Origin of the sequence: Paraburkholderia podalyriae, from assembly GCF_014397785.1 — a bacterium.
Classification (GTDB): Bacteria; Pseudomonadota; Gammaproteobacteria; order Burkholderiales; family Burkholderiaceae; genus Paraburkholderia; species Paraburkholderia podalyriae.
On sequence record NZ_VZQQ01000024.1, the window covers coordinates 81,516 to 97,364 of the forward strand.

General features: G+C 56.0%; 14 protein-coding genes and 1 pseudogene. 3 read left to right on the plus strand and 12 right to left on the minus strand.

The annotated features are described in order from the left end of the window. The first annotated feature begins 500 nt into the window (after positions 1–500). A complete protein-coding gene (locus tag F6X42_RS25325; RefSeq protein ID WP_187636808.1) occupies positions 501–1,979 on the plus strand; it encodes an NAD-dependent succinate-semialdehyde dehydrogenase in 1,479 nt (492 codons plus the stop codon). Between the two features lie 4 nt (positions 1,980–1,983). Then, complete coding sequence (locus F6X42_RS25330) at positions 1,984–3,387, plus strand: aminotransferase (RefSeq protein ID WP_187636809.1); 1,404 nt, start codon at positions 1,984–1,986, stop codon at positions 3,385–3,387. Positions 3,388–3,468: 81 nt separating this feature from the next. Here F6X42_RS25330 and F6X42_RS25335 read toward each other — a convergent pair whose 3' ends face one another. From F6X42_RS25335 to F6X42_RS25385, 11 genes are all read right to left on the minus strand, one after another. Then, positions 3,469–3,945: an Lrp/AsnC family transcriptional regulator gene (locus tag F6X42_RS25335; protein ID WP_187636810.1), complete on the minus strand. Its 477-nt coding sequence runs from the start codon at positions 3,943–3,945 to the stop codon at positions 3,469–3,471. 232 nt (positions 3,946–4,177) lie between these two features. Beyond that, entirely contained in the window at positions 4,178–4,957 is a 780-nt protein-coding gene (locus F6X42_RS25340; RefSeq protein ID WP_187636811.1) for an ABC transporter ATP-binding protein, read from the minus strand. 15 nt (positions 4,958–4,972) lie between these two features. Further along, positions 4,973–5,686, minus strand: coding sequence for an ABC transporter permease (locus tag F6X42_RS25345; protein ID WP_187636812.1), 714 nt, complete (start codon positions 5,684–5,686; stop codon positions 4,973–4,975). After that, a complete protein-coding gene (locus tag F6X42_RS25350; RefSeq protein WP_187636813.1) occupies positions 5,683–6,372 on the minus strand; it encodes an ABC transporter permease in 690 nt (229 codons plus the stop codon). The genes F6X42_RS25345 and F6X42_RS25350 overlap by 4 nt, the downstream gene beginning before the upstream one ends. 27 nt (positions 6,373–6,399) lie before the next feature. Further along, positions 6,400–7,488, minus strand: a complete 1,089-nt coding sequence (locus F6X42_RS25355) for a succinylglutamate desuccinylase/aspartoacylase family protein (RefSeq protein ID WP_187636814.1) — start codon at positions 7,486–7,488, stop codon at positions 6,400–6,402. A 206-nt stretch (positions 7,489–7,694) separates the two neighbouring features. After that, a complete protein-coding gene (locus F6X42_RS25360; RefSeq protein ID WP_187636824.1) occupies positions 7,695–8,465 on the minus strand; it encodes an ABC transporter substrate-binding protein in 771 nt (256 codons plus the stop codon). A gap of 185 nt (positions 8,466–8,650) precedes the next feature. Further along, the gene (locus F6X42_RS25365; protein WP_187636815.1) at positions 8,651–9,823 is read right to left on the minus strand and encodes an aminotransferase class V-fold PLP-dependent enzyme; all 1,173 of its coding nucleotides are present in this window, start codon (positions 9,821–9,823) and stop codon (positions 8,651–8,653) included. Positions 9,824–9,843: 20 nt separating this feature from the next. Continuing rightward, the gene (locus F6X42_RS25370) at positions 9,844–11,118 is read right to left on the minus strand and encodes a dicarboxylate/amino acid:cation symporter (protein ID WP_187636816.1); all 1,275 of its coding nucleotides are present in this window, start codon (positions 11,116–11,118) and stop codon (positions 9,844–9,846) included. 66 nt (positions 11,119–11,184) lie between these two features. Next, positions 11,185–12,033, minus strand: coding sequence for an S-formylglutathione hydrolase (fghA, locus tag F6X42_RS25375; protein ID WP_187636817.1), 849 nt, complete (start codon positions 12,031–12,033; stop codon positions 11,185–11,187). A gap of 88 nt (positions 12,034–12,121) precedes the next feature. Further along, positions 12,122–12,718, minus strand: a complete 597-nt coding sequence (locus F6X42_RS25380; RefSeq protein WP_187636818.1) for a glutathione S-transferase family protein — start codon at positions 12,716–12,718, stop codon at positions 12,122–12,124. Positions 12,719–12,758: 40 nt separating this feature from the next. Then, positions 12,759–13,868, minus strand: coding sequence for an S-(hydroxymethyl)glutathione dehydrogenase/class III alcohol dehydrogenase (locus F6X42_RS25385; RefSeq protein ID WP_187636819.1), 1,110 nt, complete (start codon positions 13,866–13,868; stop codon positions 12,759–12,761). Positions 13,869–14,443: 575 nt separating this feature from the next. Between F6X42_RS25385 and F6X42_RS25390 the strand changes: the two genes are divergently transcribed. Then, positions 14,444–15,286 (plus strand): IclR family transcriptional regulator, encoded by an 843-nt coding sequence (locus F6X42_RS25390; protein ID WP_187636820.1) that lies wholly within the window; start codon positions 14,444–14,446, stop codon positions 15,284–15,286. A gap of 360 nt (positions 15,287–15,646) precedes the next feature. On the opposite strand, the pseudogene F6X42_RS25395 reads toward F6X42_RS25390, so the two are convergent. Beyond that, positions 15,647–15,849 (minus strand): annotated as a pseudogene (locus F6X42_RS25395) (HTH-type transcriptional regulator ArgP); the annotation flags it as partial.

Consider the following 15,849-nt stretch of genomic DNA (forward strand, 5'->3'; position numbering starts at 1 on the left):
CCCAGTTAACAATGGAACGGGATACTAGGTGCCTGCCGTACAGGCCCGCAAGACGCTCACTGGAGAAGCGGGTCTGCCAGATCGCGATGAATCGCAATTCGTTCATGATCGTCACACGCGAGGCGCCCTTCGTCGATCAGCAGGATCAGCCTCGCTCGTCTAACCTAGCCAATGGCTATTGTTCGGTCGCGCTGCATCGACAGCAGTCCTTCCCGTTCGGCACCACTACGATCCATTTTTCCCCATGCACCTTCTTTAGATCGGTGCAATCTCATTGGTTCAATAGGCTAGGCCCGAACCAAGAGCCCTCTCCCGGGCACTCGCGCGGGACTTGGCTACGCGAATCCTGAGCGTCAGCAATCCATCGTCTCGTCGAAAAACTGCGTAGCCGTGAAAACATTGCTGAAAAGCGACGGTAAGGCCGATCCAAATGCGGGTTTTCGGCTGAGCTTCGAAGCTACGATATTCAAATCAATAGACGAGCGTGTGAGGATAAAACCGTGAAAGAGTTGGCAAGAAATGCGCTGGCTTCCCTGAGTCGCGCAGACTTGGTCGAACACCGGTCGTATGTGAACGGTTCATGGGAAACAGGCCATGCGAAGATGGGCGTTATTGACCCCGCGACCGGCGACGTAATTGCCCAGATCGACATGCTTTCTGGGTACACAGCGGACGCCGCGGTTGACGCCGCGCAGGATGCATTCGAAGACTGGCGAGAACTTCCGCCAGCAGCGCGTGGGGCGATCCTTCGGCGATGGGCTGCGCTGCTGCGGAGCAATTCCGAAGACCTCTCCGTAATCATCACATCGGAGCAAGGTAAGCCCATCAAAGAATCGCGCAGCGAGGTCGAGTACGCGGCAAATTTTCTCGACTGGTTCGCAGCTGAAGGTGAGCGCACATACGGGGAAACCATCCCCAGTCACCTTGCGGCTAGCCGTTTGTCGGTCACCTGGCAAGCAATCGGTGTAACGGCGGCGGTTACGCCTTGGAATTTCCCGATCGCGATGATTACGCGAAAAGCAGGTGCCGCGCTCGCAGCGGGTTGCACAATGATCGTCAAGCCCGCACCCGAAACACCGCTATCAGCGCTTGCTATTGCAAAACTGGCTGATGAAGCGGGCATGCCGGCGGGCGTGTTTCAGGTCATTAACGGCGACGCGGTCGATCTGTCAATGCGCCTTCTTGAAGCGCCCAAAGTTCGGTCGTTCAGCTTTACCGGTTCAACCGAAGTGGGTCGAATCCTGCTGCGTCATTCGGCGGAAACTGTAAAAAAGGTATCGATGGAACTGGGCGGCCACGCGCCATTCATCGTATTCGATGACGCGTCTCTTGACGCCGCGATCAACGGCTGTGTGGGCGCCAAGTTTGCGACGTCCGGACAGGATTGTCTCGCAGCAAACAGAATCTATGTGCAGCGATCAATCTACGCGAAATTCGTGGAAAGGTTTTCAGACGCAGTAAAGGAACTGAAGGTGGGACATGGCCTGGATCCCAGTTCCGATATCGGCCCGATGACCCGCCGATCCGTGTCAGCGAAATGTCGCGACCAGATTGGCCAGGCAGTCAGTGCGGGAGCACGCGTCGTGTTGGGAGGACGCTATTCTTCGCTCGGCGACCAATTCGTACCTCCGACCATTTTGGCTGACGTGGCAGACGACATGGATATTGCGAACGAGGAGACGTTCGGCCCAGTAGCCGCCATCCTGCCGTTTGATACCGAAGCCGAAGTCCTGTTACGCGCGAACAATTCCGAATACGGCCTTGCTGCGTATGTCTACACGAGCAGCCTGAATCGCGCGATGCGTATGTCTGATCACCTGGAATACGGGATGGTGGCCGTCAATACGCCGAAGTTCACGGGCGCGCCGATTCCGTTCGGGGGCTGGAAGCAGTCGGGCCTTGGGCGAGAAGGATCGCGCTACGGCATGGCTGATTACATGGAACAGAAGTACACCTGTTTCGGAAACCTGAAAGATTAAGGAGATGAGTATGGATATCAAAACGATTTCGGAAATGGATCGCAACTCGGTTCTCCATCCATTCACACAGCTTCACGACTTCGCCGCCGGGAAAGCCGGAGATCCCACGATCATTGAAGGCGGCAAAGGAATCCGCATTCGCGACGCCGAAGGCCGTGAGTATATCGACGGATTCGCAGGACTTTACTGCGTCAATATTGGTTACGGCCGCGAAGAAGTGGCCGAAGCGATTGCACGCCAGGCATACAAACTCGCCTATTACCATACGTACGCCGCACATACGACCGAGGAGCTTGCCAAGCTGTCTGAGCGACTCGTCAAGATGGCACCAGGCAAGATGAGCAAGGTGTTCTACGGCCTCTCCGGCTCCGACGCGAACGAAACGCAGGCGAAGCTTGTCTGGTATTACAACAATCTTCGCGGATTGCCGAAGAAAAAGAAGATCATCGCTCGTGAGCGCGGCTATCACGGGTGTTCGGTCGTGTCGGGCTCGATGACGGGTATGAGTTTCTATCACGACTACATGGATCTGCCGATCCGGGGCATCTTGCGAACGGGCGTGCCTCACCATTATTGGGGCGCGGAGCTGGGCGAGACGGAGCTGGACTTCTCGGCGCGTCGTGCGCGCGAACTGGAGGATCTGATTCTTCGGGAAGGTCCGGAAACGGTCGGCGCCTTCATCGCTGAACCTGTGCTCGGGACGGGCGGCATCACGCCTCCGCCGGAAGGCTACTGGGAAGCGATCCAGCCGGTTCTGGCGAAATACGATGTTCTGCTGATCGCGGACGAAGTGATCACAGGTTTCGGTCGCACCGGAGCCATGTTCGGGTCGCAAAAGTACGCGATCGAACCTGACCTGATCACCGTTGCGAAGGGCCTCACGGCGGCCTATGCACCGCTGTCGGCATGTATCGTCGGCAAGAAGGTTTATGAAGTGCTCGACGCTGGTGCACAGAAGGTCGGTGCATTCTCGCATGGCTATACATACTCTGGCCATCCGATCGGCGTGGCCGCAGCAAACGCAGTCCTCGACATCGTTGAACGCGAGGACATCCCCGGCAATGCCGCCACCGTCGGCGGATATCTCCAAATGGCTCTGCAGGATGCGTTTAGCGATTCGCCGATCGTCGGTGAGGTTCGTGGTGTCGGTCTTATGGCTGCCGTCGAATTCGTTGCAAATCCGGCCACGAAGCAACGCTTCGACCCGCAACTGAAAGTCGGGGCGCGAGTGTCGAAGGCGGCTCGCGATCGAGGTTTGATTGCACGTGCGATGCCGCACGGTGACATCCTCGGATTCGCGCCTCCACTAACGATCACCAAGCCGGAGATTGACGATATCGTAGGAATTACCAGGCAGGCCGTAATCCAGGTTGCAAACGAACTCGCGAAGGAGTTAGCACACGTCTAGGTATCCGGGCATTCGCAAGACGCAGCGCCTTGATGTCGAACGACGTCAAGGCGCTTACTACGAGCGATACAGATCGAGTTGCTAACCCGCCGCGATTGTCGGTACCGGCAGAGTGAAGCCTGCCTTAACGCGATCCATCACGACCATCGTCTTGAACGACTTTATGTCCGCATTTTCGTAGAAAAAGCGTCTGGTAAAGAGTTCATAGTCTTCCATATTGTTCGCCGTCACCACCAGAACAAAGTCCGCATCGCCGGTAACGTAGAAACCGCTCATTACCTCAGTCGTGTTGCAGATCGCCTGCTTGAAGCGATCAACGATGTCGGCTCGTTCGCGCTCCAAGGAGACGAGGACCAGCATTGTCACATTCCGACCGATCGCTTTGGGCGACACGATTGATACGTCTGCTTCAATTACCCCTTCTGATCGCAGCCGCTTCAGTCGACGCTGGACCCCGGTTGCGGACAACCCCACCTTTTCTCCGAGCTCTTCGCTGGTCAGACGATTGTTGCGTTGCACAAGGTCGAGAATGCGAGCGTCGATTTTGTCGGGATACATGGTCACCACGGTGTGCTACCACTAAACGGTCTAAGGAAGCGCGATTGCGGGCTTCCTGAATCTGCGATGTACTGCCACTGCGGCGAGCGCTTCTCGCCGAAGCGATCGCAGCAACGCACTGGATACCACTACTGCATCCAACCTCTTTTCTTCCCCTCGATTACGCCTCACGAGGTGCAATACGGAGGGGGCCGAGACGCGTTCGCAAGGCATGATGCGCAGCCTGCGGAGCTTACTTCAGGCTGCCCGACAGGAATTGCTTCAGGCGCTCAGTCCGCGTATTACCGAAAACCTCCGCCGGCGCCCCCTCTTCTTCGACGCGCCCCTGATGCAAGAACAGCACGTGGTTCGATACGTTTCGCGCGAAGCCCATTTCGTGCGTGACGACAATCATCGTGCGGCCTTCTCCAGCCAATCTCTGCATGACCTTCAGCACTTCGCCGACGAGTTCCGGGTCGAGTGCCGACGTCGGCTCGTCGAACAGCATCACGTCTGGATGCATCGCAAGCGCCCGCGCTATCGCGACCCGCTGCTGCTGCCCTCCCGAGAGATGCGACGGATACTGCTTCTCCGTGCGCGGCGCTAGTCCGACCTTTTCGAGATACTCTCGCGCCCGCTCCTCCGCTTCGCGCCGTGAGAGCCCTAACACGTGCACCGGCGCTTCCATCACGTTTTCGAGAACATTCATATGCGCCCACAGATTGAAGTGCTGGAACACCATCGCGAGCTTCGTGCGCACACTGCGCAGTTGCCCAGTGTCCGTCGCCTTGAGTGTGCCCGTCTTGTCTCTATGAGTTCGCACTTCCTCACCGTCGACGAAGATGCGTCCCGCGTTGGGCTGCTCCAGGAAATTGATACAACGAAGCATCGTGCTTTTTCCCGAGCCGGATGACCCGATGACGCTGATCACGTCGCCCGCGTTCGCGCGCAGTGAAACGCCCTTTAGCACTTCGACGCTACCGTACTGCTTATGCAGTTCTTCGACAAATACCTTGTGAATCTGAGTGTTCATGGTGTGGTTCGTAAATCACGTGCCCTGTGGGCGAAGATAGGCAAGCCAGTGATGCTCGGCGCGACGGAACATCCCAACCAGAGCAAATGAGATCGCCAGGTAAAGAAGCGCCGCTGTGCCGAACGCCTCGAATGACATGTACGTTTCCGAATTCACATCGCGCGCAATCTTAAGGAGGTCCGGTACCGTTGCTGTAAATGCGACAGACGTCGAGTGCAGCATCACGATTACCTCGTTACTGTATAGGGGCAGAGAGCGACGCAATGCAGATGGCAGAATCACCCGCCGATACATCGTAAGCGTGCTCATCCCGTACGCTCTCGCGGCTTCGATTTCGCCAAACGACGCCGCCTTGATTGCGCCCGCAAAGATCTCGGTTGTATACGCGCAGGTATTCAGCGCGAATGCGAGCAGCGTGCAATTCATCCCGCTCCGGAAGAACTCGTCTAGAAGCGGCTCACCGCGGATGACCTGCAGGCTGTAGAGCCCCGTGTAGCAAAGCAGCAGTTGCAAGTAGAGTGGCGTGCCGCGGAATGCATATGTGTAGAGCCAAACCATTCTGGAAAGCCATTTCCGCTTTGACACTCGTGCCACGGCAAGCGGTACGGACAGACAAAAGCCGATTCCTACCGACACGACGAGGAGCCACAATGTAATAATAACGCCAGTGAAGCGGTATCCATCGCTATATAGATAGTTGCGCCAGTACTCCTGAATAACTTCGATCATAGTTCTGCTCTCCGGACGCCAGTCGAATATCGCTTCTCGAGCCAGATCAAACAAAGATTCGAGAGCGTCGTAATAAGGAGATAAATCGCTCCCGCGATCAGGGTGAAGAAGAAAAATCGCAGAGTGCCCTTGCCTGCATCCTGAGACGCCTTCACGACATCAACAAGCCCGATTATCGACACGAGCGCTGTCGATTTGACAAGCACCTGCCAGTTGTTTCCAATGCCGGGCAACGCAAAGCGCATCATCTGAGGAAACATGATTCGCGAGAAAACCTGCCAACCGGACATGCCGTACGCACTGCCGGCCTCGAGCTGACCACGCGGGACGGACAGAAACGCACCCCGAAACGTTTCCGTGAAATATGCACCGTAAATGAAGCCGAGCACAAACACGCCCGCCCCGAAGGGGTCGATGTCAATCTGATTCAAGGCCAACGCGTCAGTCACTTGGTTTAGCCAGATCTGCAGGCTATAGAAGAGCAGCAGCATCAGCACGAGATCAGGCACGCCCCGAACAAGCGTCGTGTAGGCCGTACCGACGCCAAATGTGAAGCGGTTCCTAGACAGTTTCGCTGCCGCTCCGAGCAGTCCGAGCACGAACGACAACGTGAGCGACAACAGTGACAACTTGATGGTCTGCGAAGTGCCAGCGAGAATTATCGGGCCATAGCCTTGTAAGAACATACTCGGTCTCCAACTTTATCGTCTGAGCTAAACTGCCGCCCTTCCCGTTACCCGTCCAATTTCCGCTCCAGCCGTTGCAAACCGGATGGCACGGCGCATGTAGAAGACACCTCTAGTTCTGCTCTTTACTGTGGTGACCCTCTCATCCAAGGGATCAACGATATCGAACAGAGGATCCCCCTCATCTACGAGAACGCCAACTTTTGCGAGATAAACGACTATGCCACTATGAGGAGCGTGGTACTCCTCTCGCGAGGCCCACAGGGTCGCCGAGTGCGGCAAGGGCGGCAACGGCTTTACCTCCCCCTCAATCACGCCCTGGTACGTCAGATAATTTATGATCGCATCGGCGTCGTTTCCGGCAAAGGCATAAGATACGTCTCGCTCGCCTCTGAGCTCCACCGTAGCAGCTACCGCACCTTCAGGGACGGCTTTCGAAATGCCGCATTGATTGCGGAGTTCGGACCAGAAGCTACCAATCGTCTCGTCGAAGGTCCCTCCCTCGAATTCATTTCCCAAAAGCTGTGTGGTAGAACCAAGATATCTGGCAAGAGGCTCTATCTGAGACCATCCTGCAATATTTGTGTAGATATGAACGTCAGCCTCGAGTGAGCAGTGAAGATCCAGGACGATATCCGCGTCACAGGCCAGTTTCAAAAGCGTCAACTGTAGCGAATCGAATTCCGTCCTGGGAACTTCAAGGTCTATGCCTTCCCGGAGAACTGATCGAATTAAAAGCATATTGCTCGCCTTGTCATTGGAAAGCAACGGCTCGATCTTGGGCACCAGGTGCCTTAATGGATAGAACTGGCGATTAAAGTTTCGGGAAGTATTCATCTCGAAACAGCCGAGAAATTGCCCGAGCAGATGCTGATTCAGGCTGATCGGGTTGGCCACTGGTACAAGTGTGATCTCTCCTCTTATATTTCCCGAACTCTCCAATTCATGGAGACGTTTCTGGAGCATTACGCTCACCAACATTGCAGGGATCTCGTCGGCGTGCAACGATGATTGAAGATACACCTTCTTCTCAGCTGGTTTGCCAAACGTCAATGCCACCACCTCGCGTTGGGTCCCAACTGCGGGCGAGACTAGGGGGATTTTATGCTTCTTCATAGATACTCACCACTTTTCAGTATTCTCTTGAAACGGAAGAGTACGACACACGGTACTCAACGTTTTACCATCAAGTACCGTCACCGCGCTCGACGCGAAGTGTCACTACGCATTCGCAAATGGCAGCCGGCAGCACCTCGTCGCAAGAAAGCTCATTACGCAGGCGAACACACGTCCTTGCATTGCCACAACGCACCCAAGTACCATCAGCTACCGTATGGATCAAACTCGAAATATTTCTTTGCGAGTCTAGAATAAGTCCCATCAGCCAGCATTCCCTCAATCGCTTTATTTATTTTATTTTCCAGATCAGCGTCACTCTTTCTTAAACCGATTCCCGCCCCATTACTCGAATAGATGTCCCCGCCAGAAAATTCGAAATTCTTTCCATTCTGCGTCTTCAGAAGGCCATATTCTGTCGTCACCGCATCCTGAAATACTCCATCAAGCCTCCCGGAAATCAAATCGGCGTAGACCTGATCCTGGATTTGATAGGACACGACAATTGCACCCGCTGGTTCCCAATATTTCTTTGCGTACGTTTCCTGGATGGAGCCTTGTTGAACCCCGATTTTTTTACCCTTTAATGACGTGGGGGTCGGCTCCAGACCTGAACCTTTTCGCACAACCAGGCGATTTGGGGTCTTATACAGCCTGGAGGAAAAATCTATCTGCTGGCGTCGCTTTTCCGTCATTGACATCGAAGACAGAATTGCATCGAATTTTCTCGCCGCAAGCGCGGGAATCAGACCATCAAATTCATTTTCCACCCATACACATTTCGCATGCAAACGCGTACATATCTCCGTCCCAAGATCGATATCAAATCCGACCAAAGTGCCACTTGGCGTCTTTGATTCGAATGGCGGAGAAGTTGGATCAACGCCAAACCTGATCGTCGACCAATCGTCAGCGGAGGCGACGCCCGAAACGCAAGCGATCGCAAGGGAAATAGCCACAAGAAACATCTTCTTCATCAATGCACCCATTCAGAAATGATCGTCAGTTATAGAAAACAATCCCGCCTTCGAACTCGCAATTCCACCGCCTCCAATCCAGCACTTTGAAATCGAACCTGCATCCTTTAATCATGGAACCGCAAGCTCTTGCCCGGACTGGGTAATGACGATCCATCCCACCGATCCGTCGCTGCCCTCTTCCATTAATCCATGTTTGCAAACTTTGCCAGCGAGCCCTCCTTGAGGCCGTTGCGAACGATTTCCGCAAAACGGTCGACGTCGTCGGCACTGTTGAACAATGCAAACGAGACGCGGATGCCACCACGTTCCGGTGACACACGCACGTCATTGCGGGCGAAATAGGTCGCCCACGTTTCGACCGGCAGCCCGAGGACATAGATATGATTGCGTTGACCACGGTCGCGTGGCCCTACGAGCCTGACGCCAAGACGGTCGAGATGTTCGATCAGGCAGTCTCCCAGCGCCGTCACATGTTGCTGGATAGCAGCCACGCCGACGTCTTCGATCATCTCGAGCGACGCGGATAGTGCATGCAGATCCGGAAGATTGACATTTCCGAACTCGAATCGCCCGGCGTCTTTTCTCACATCAAGGTCGTCTGGCCGAGCGATGTAGTCGGAAGGCGGACGCGCCATGCTCGACATCGCCAGATATGCAGGTTGCAGTTCATCCAACCCGTCGGCAACGTACAGAATGCCGAGCCCTTGGGGTACGAGAAGCCCCTTGTGCGTCCCTGCGGCTAGCACGGAGACACCAAGCGCCTTGACGTCGATCGGGATCACACCAACCGACTGCATCGCGTCAACAACGAGGTAGACCCCGCGCTCCTTGCACAACTTGCCGATGCTGGCCAAGTCGTGCACTTGCCCTGCATGAAAGCTCACGTGGGAGAGCGTCACGACCTTCGTCCGCTCGTCAATGTATGGAGCAAACGTCTGGGCATTGGCAATCTCGCCATCCCGCAGTTTTGCGAATCGGACTTCAATGCCCTTGCGTTTCATGTTCAGCCATGCGTACGCATTGTTTGGATGGTCCCCCTCGATCAGTACGACGTTGTCGCCAGCCTGCAGCGGCACTGCATTTGCGGCAATGTTCAGGCCCTCCGAAGTATTTTTCGTAAATGCAATTTCGCTGGAAGTCGCATTCAGAAAAGCCGCAACGCGCGCGCGTGCCTGTTCCACACGACGCAACCAGACAGGTTTTGGGCCAGCCATCTGATGGCCTTCTGCAATGAATTCCTCGAGCGCCTCACGCACACTGGTGGGCATCGGCGTCTGATGCGCAGAGTCCAGATACAACATGCGTTTGGTAACAGGAAATTGGCGTCGAATAGTAGTGAGCTGGTCGGCATTCATAGTGTTTCTCTTCAAAAAATCTACCGGTGAATCTGAGCGGGATTGGCGGATGCCGGTACGGCGTCGCTTGCGCGGCGGAGCTCCCATCTGGCAATCACTGCCGACGCGATGCTGTTTCCAACTACGTTGGTGACGGTTCGCCCCATGTCAACGAACGTGTCGGCCGCTAGAAGAAGCACAATTCCTTCAGCCGGGACGCCGAAAAGCGGGAGCGTGGCAGCTACTACCACGATCGATGCACGCGGAACGCCGGCGATACCCTTGCTTGAAATCAGCATGACAAAAAGCATCCCGATCTGCCCAACGAAGCTCACGTGAATGCCGTAGGCCTGCAACAAAAACACCGTTGCGAACGCCTGGTACATCATGGAGCCATCTGCATTGAAGGAGTAAGCGAGAGGAAGAATGAATGCAGCAATCTTGTTCGATATTCCGAACTTCTCGAGCTGCTCAAGCATCTTCGGAAAGGTCGCTTCGCTGCTCGAGGTTGAGAACGCGATAAGCATGGGCTCCTTGACCAATCCCAGCAGGCGGAACACGTCCGGGCCGATGAAAAGAAAACCGATGCCGGTCAGAATCAGGCATAGGATAATCATCCCGCCATAGACGCTGCCAATGAATTTACCGTAGACGCTGAGCACCCCCAAACCCTGCAAAGTAACCACGGAAGCTACCGCAGCGAAAACGCCCAGTGGCGCAAAGCGCATTACGTAATCGGTCACCTTCAGCATGACTTTAAAGGCACCTTCAATCGTCGAACTCAGCCCAGCAAGGGCCGGTTCACGTTCACGAAGGGTCGAAATTGCAAAGCCGAAGAAAACAGCGAACACGAGAATCGCGATGATGTCGTTCTGAGACATCGCGAGGAAAATACTCTGCGGGACAATATGAGAAACGAAGTTTCGCAAATTAAAGGCCTCGGTGGTAACGCCCGATCCCGTCGCGCTATGCGGCAGTTCGACGCCGATTCCAAGACCGAGTGCATTCGAGAGCAGCAATCCGAGCACCAGCGAGAGGATCGACGCAGCCACGAACCAAAGAATGGCTCGCCCCCCGATGCGGCCGACCTCTCCGGGACTGTCGGTATGCCCCATACCCGCGATGACACCCGTAAAAACAAGCGGTGCAATGATCATCTTGATTAGTCGCAGGAAAACGTCCGTCAGCATGGACAGGTAGCCAGCGATCTGTTTGTTGAGTTCGGTCGATCCGGTCGCAGAATGGACGAGCGCCCCAACAATCAGACCGGTGACAAGCCCCGCGAGAATCCAGGTGGAGAGTCGAGTACGCTTCATGATGCACCCCGTTTCGGAACAATCGGCCGGACCACCCCGGCCCGAGATATCGTTGCAATTAATCGCTCATCCGCCCACGCCCAGATGGCGCGCGTGATGCTCCAGATGCTCATCGATAAACGTCGACACGAAGTAGTAGCTGTGGTCGTAGCCGGCGTGTACGCGCAACCGCAACGGCACATCGGCGCGCTCGGCAGCTCCCTGCAACAACTCAGGCTTGAGTTGCGAATGCAGGAATTCGTCCGACGCGCCCTGGTCGACGAGGATGTCAGGGCCGCGCCACGCTCGGTCGGCTATCAACTCGACGGCGTCGTACTTTTTCCATTCCACTTCGTTATTCCCGAGGTATCCAGAGAACGCCTTTTTCCCCCACTCACATTGAGTCGGAGCGGAAACAGGCGAAAATGCGGAAACAGTGCGGAACAGGGTTGGATTTCTCAGCGCAATGGTCAATGCGCCGTTCCCGCCCATGGAATGCCCCGCAATGCCGATCCGCGCCGCGTCGATAGGAAGATACTTGGTGATAAGGCGTGGCAGTTCGTCAACGATGTACGAGTACATCCTGTAGTTGACCGACCAAGGTGCCTGCGTTGCATCGACATAGAAGCTGGCACCGCACCCGAAATCGTATGCCTCGTCATCCGGCACACGGGGCCCACGCGGACTCGTATCGGGTGCGATGATGGCTAACCCTAAGGCACTTGCGGCACGCTGTGCCCCCGCTTTCGTGATGAAGTTCTGCTCGGTGCAGGTGAGTCCCGACAGCCAGAACAGCGCTGGCACTCGCTCGATTCCAGACATTGGCGGAAGGTAAATGGCGAACCGCATGTGGCAGTGCAACGCGATAGAACGATGCCGATAGACACTCTGAGTGCCGTCGAAGCACTGGAAACTCGACAGGAGTTCGGGATTCATGACTGCCCTGCTAGCTCAAAAGATCAAATAACCGCGGCGATGGTGATTGGCCGCGAGGCGGGGCACATTGACCTCGCGGCGCACTGACCTACATTCCGGGCATGGCGATGAATCCCGGAAGCTTCTTGATGCGCTCGATCCATGCGAGCACGTTCGGATAGGGCTTCAGATCGATGCCGCCCTCGCCAGCGAGCGCGGCGTAGGGAAAGCACGCGATATCGCCAATGGTCGGATGATCCAGTTCAAGCCAGTCGCGACTCGCAAGCTGATCGTCGAGGATCTTGAAAACACGGTTGGCACCAGCCTGAAGTTTCTCGAGGTCAAGCGGGTAGCCCAGGATCTTCACGAGTCGGGCACCGGCAGCGTTCATGAGTTCGCCGCCGCCAGTGGAAAGCCATTGATTGACCCGGCCCATGGATTCGGGAGTATTGGGATACCACGTGCCGCTTTTGTCGTATTTACTAGCCAGATAGACCATGATCGCCTGCGCGTCACGCAGACGCAGCTCGCCGTCCTCGAAAATCGGTATTTCGCCGAACGGATTGAGCGCCGTGTACTTCTCCGTCTTGTGTTCCTTGCGCACGAAGTCGACCGAAACTGGCTTGTATTGCACACCGAGAATGTTGGCCAGCAAGCGGATCTTGTAGCAACTACCGGACAACTCGAAATCGTAGAGTTTGATCATGTGAGTTCCTGTTTTGTCGTTTGGGGTGGGAGAAAATGCCTTAGAACGTGACGACGGAGCGGATCGACTTGCCCTCGCGCATGAGATCGAACGCCTCATTGATGCGCTCCAGCGGCATGACGTGCGTGATCAGGTCATCGATGTTGATCTTGCCTTCCATGTACCAATCGACGATCTTCGGAACGTCCGTGCGGCCTCGCGCGCCACCGAAGGCCGATCCTCTCCAGACCCGACCGGTCACGAGCTGGAACGGGCGAGTCGAAATCTCCCGGCCCGCGCCAGCAACGCCGATCACAGTACTGACGCCCCAACCCTTATGGCAGGCCTCCAAGGCCTGGCGCATCAGCGTCGTGTTTCCGACGCACTCGAAGGTATAGTCCGCACCGCCTCCGGTCAGGCCGATCAGGTACTGGACGACGTCGCCATCAATTTCCTTGGGATTCACGAAGTGCGTCATGCCGAATTTCTCGGCCAGCGCCTTGCGCACAGGATTAATGTCAACGCCGACAATCATGTCGGCGCCGGCAAGTCGCGCGCCCTGAATGACGTTCAAGCCAATGCCGCCAAGACCAAATACAATGACTCTCGATCCGACCTCAACTTTTGCCGTATAGAGCACCGCGCCAATTCCGGTTGTTACGCCGCAACCGATGTAACAGACCTTGTCGAACGGCGCGTCTTCCCGGATCTTCGCAAGGGCGATTTCCGGGACGACCGTGTAGTTGGCGAAAGTCGATGTTCCCATGTAGTGCAGGACAGGCTCACCGTTCAGCGTGAAGCGGCTGGTGCCGTCGGGCATCAATCCACGCCCCTGAGTCGAGCGAATTGCCTGACACAGATTCGTCTTGCGCGACAGACAGAACTCGCACTGACGACATTCGGGCGTGTAAAGCGGAATAACGTGGTCACCAGGCTTGAGCGACTTAACCCCATCGCCTACCTCGACCACAACACCCGCTCCCTCGTGGCCGAGGATGGCCGGAAACATTCCTTCGGGGTCATCTCCCGACAGCGTGAAGGCGTCGGTATGACAGACGCCGGTCGCCTTGATTTCAATTAGCACTTCCCCCGCACGCGGACCGGCAAGTTGCACTGTCTCTATGCTCAGAGGAGCCCCCGACTTCAGGGCCACGGCTGCTCGTACGTCCATGCTTTTCTCTCATTGATGTGGTGAAGGCGAGCGCGACATAACGCACTACACTTGTCCCAATTTTTGGTCCTCATAATTCCATTGTCAAGGACATATAAACACCTAGACAGAGCCTCAGCGATACAGGTTATTGCCTCGGCCTGTCGCGACATCCTTTTGATTATCCGCATATTTTCGTCAAGCCAGCCTTGTCAGTCCCGTGTAACCGTATGGAAAACCCTTAGCCAACCGCGCGCACCGGATGACACTTTTGTTCCATAATTCGGAACCAATTGTCAGAAGGGACCCCGAAAGATAGTTGCGGCAATCGGGCAATACGAAAAGGGCTCGAACGATGGAGCCAGCAGGAGGCGGTCTTCGGGTCGACCAAAGATGGGGCAATTTCCATCAACAGCACTCGCGCGAATTAACTTGCCGATCCGCATAGCAAGCAGCGGTGCCGTAAGTTGGTATGCGGGCGGGCGCAGCGCGACGACGTCGCGACCCAGTTGATTCATGTATCCTTACGCGTCCCTATCTCACATCAGCCAGTCTCTTACCAGGCGTAGACGTCTGGCAAACGACGTAAGGCAACCATGCGCAAGGTTGAAACCCCCGTTCCGAAAATGGCAGAACCCGAGGCCTCCCCTACCGAGAGAGCCTTCCACATCATCGAGATGACGGCTCAACTGGGACGGGTGTCGACCGTGGATATCATCACTGCACTCGGCATCCCTAAGACGACGGCTCACCGTCTCGTGAGCAATCTTGAGGAACTCGGCTTTCTCGAGCACGGCATCGAACGCGGGCGCTATCAGGTTGGTCCGCGATTACTGGAGCTCGCGATCAACATACTCACCACTGCGTTTTCGCACGGCCCCGTCCACGCACTTCTCATGGAGCTTTCAAGGCGGACTTCCGAGACCGTGAGTCTTGGCGTCATGCGCGGTTCGGAGGTGGTCTACGTCGATAGCGCAATCGGCAACTCGCCTCTGACACTCAATTTCCAGAAGGGGCATCGTACGCCTTTACACTGCACGTCCAGCGGCCGAGTGTTCCTCGCCAACATGGATCAGAAGCAACTCAACGCTTATATGTTGAGCGGTCCTTGGGAACCAATTACTCCTTACACGATTGTCGACCCGGATCGGTTAAGACAGGAAATCGATACGGTCCGCAAACAGGGCTATGCGACCAACGACTCAGAGTTCGCTATTGGTGTCGTTGGCGCAGCGGTGCCGATCACAGCCCGCAATGGGCACGTCATTGCGTGTTTGAGCATTTCTGCACCGAAGGCGCGAAAGTCGCTCGAAGACATGACACTGTTCGTACCGACGTTACAAGCCGCAGCCTTGCGAATCACGAAGATCCTGAGCGTGACCAAGAGTGACGATGGCCGTGAAGAGGCTGAAAGCGCCGATGGACGAAGGCGAAGTTGACGTCAAAATTGGCGGCAAACTCGCAATTAATACTGACATTGTTCGGCGCCGCGCGATATCGGCTAGCTCCCGATCGCCAGATTGACGACGCCTTGGCGGTACATTGTGCGTCACTGTTTGAAAGACCGTTCGTGCAGTGAAACGGTCGACAAGCCGGCCACGCCGAAGCCCACAACGTCGCCGGTGATCGCAGTTGTCGCAGTGACGCGATCACTGCCTGGATCACGCCAGTCGCAGGCAGCGCTGCGACCATCCTGATCGCGTCTACTGCCTCCTAAAAAATGCCGGCGACGAGCGGCAGGATCACGGCGACCAGAAGAGTCGACGCAAAGCATCGCGTCGGCGCGTCGCAACGCTCCGTCAACTGGCGCGCGCATCCCCTGGCACCGGCTGAACCAGGCTTCGCCGCGCCGCTGCCATGACCAGTGCGCTGATCGTCGCGAGCGGCTCGGGCTCCTGCGCCCAGTGATGCCAGTAAAGATCGATCATCAGGTCGTGCCCAGGGGCGAGCGCCACCAGTCTGCCGCCACTGATCAGCGGCCCGGCCTGCATGGCGGGGACCA

Bases quoted from the DNA above. Each gene is read 5' to 3' on its own strand.
- F6X42_RS25330 (WP_187636809.1), top strand. From the start codon at position 1,984: ATGAGTATGGATATCAAAACGATTTCGGAAATGGATCGCAACTCGGTT.
- F6X42_RS25335 (WP_187636810.1), bottom strand. From the start codon at position 3,945: ATGTATCCCGACAAAATCGACGCTCGCATTCTCGACCTTGTGCAACGC.
- F6X42_RS25340 (WP_187636811.1), bottom strand. From the start codon at position 4,957: ATGAACACTCAGATTCACAAGGTATTTGTCGAAGAACTGCATAAGCAG.
- F6X42_RS25345 (WP_187636812.1), bottom strand. From the start codon at position 5,686: ATGATCGAAGTTATTCAGGAGTACTGGCGCAACTATCTATATAGCGAT.
- F6X42_RS25350 (WP_187636813.1), bottom strand. From the start codon at position 6,372: ATGTTCTTACAAGGCTATGGCCCGATAATTCTCGCTGGCACTTCGCAG.
- F6X42_RS25355 (WP_187636814.1), bottom strand. From the start codon at position 7,488: ATGAAGAAGCATAAAATCCCCCTAGTCTCGCCCGCAGTTGGGACCCAA.
- F6X42_RS25360 (WP_187636824.1), bottom strand. From the start codon at position 8,465: ATGAAGAAGATGTTTCTTGTGGCTATTTCCCTTGCGATCGCTTGCGTT.
- F6X42_RS25365 (WP_187636815.1), bottom strand. From the start codon at position 9,823: ATGAATGCCGACCAGCTCACTACTATTCGACGCCAATTTCCTGTTACC.
- F6X42_RS25370 (WP_187636816.1), bottom strand. From the start codon at position 11,118: ATGAAGCGTACTCGACTCTCCACCTGGATTCTCGCGGGGCTTGTCACC.
- fghA (WP_187636817.1), bottom strand. From the start codon at position 12,033: ATGAATCCCGAACTCCTGTCGAGTTTCCAGTGCTTCGACGGCACTCAG.
- F6X42_RS25380 (WP_187636818.1), bottom strand. From the start codon at position 12,718: ATGATCAAACTCTACGATTTCGAGTTGTCCGGTAGTTGCTACAAGATC.
- F6X42_RS25385 (WP_187636819.1), bottom strand. From the start codon at position 13,868: ATGGACGTACGAGCAGCCGTGGCCCTGAAGTCGGGGGCTCCTCTGAGC.
- F6X42_RS25390 (WP_187636820.1), top strand. From the start codon at position 14,444: ATGCGCAAGGTTGAAACCCCCGTTCCGAAAATGGCAGAACCCGAGGCC.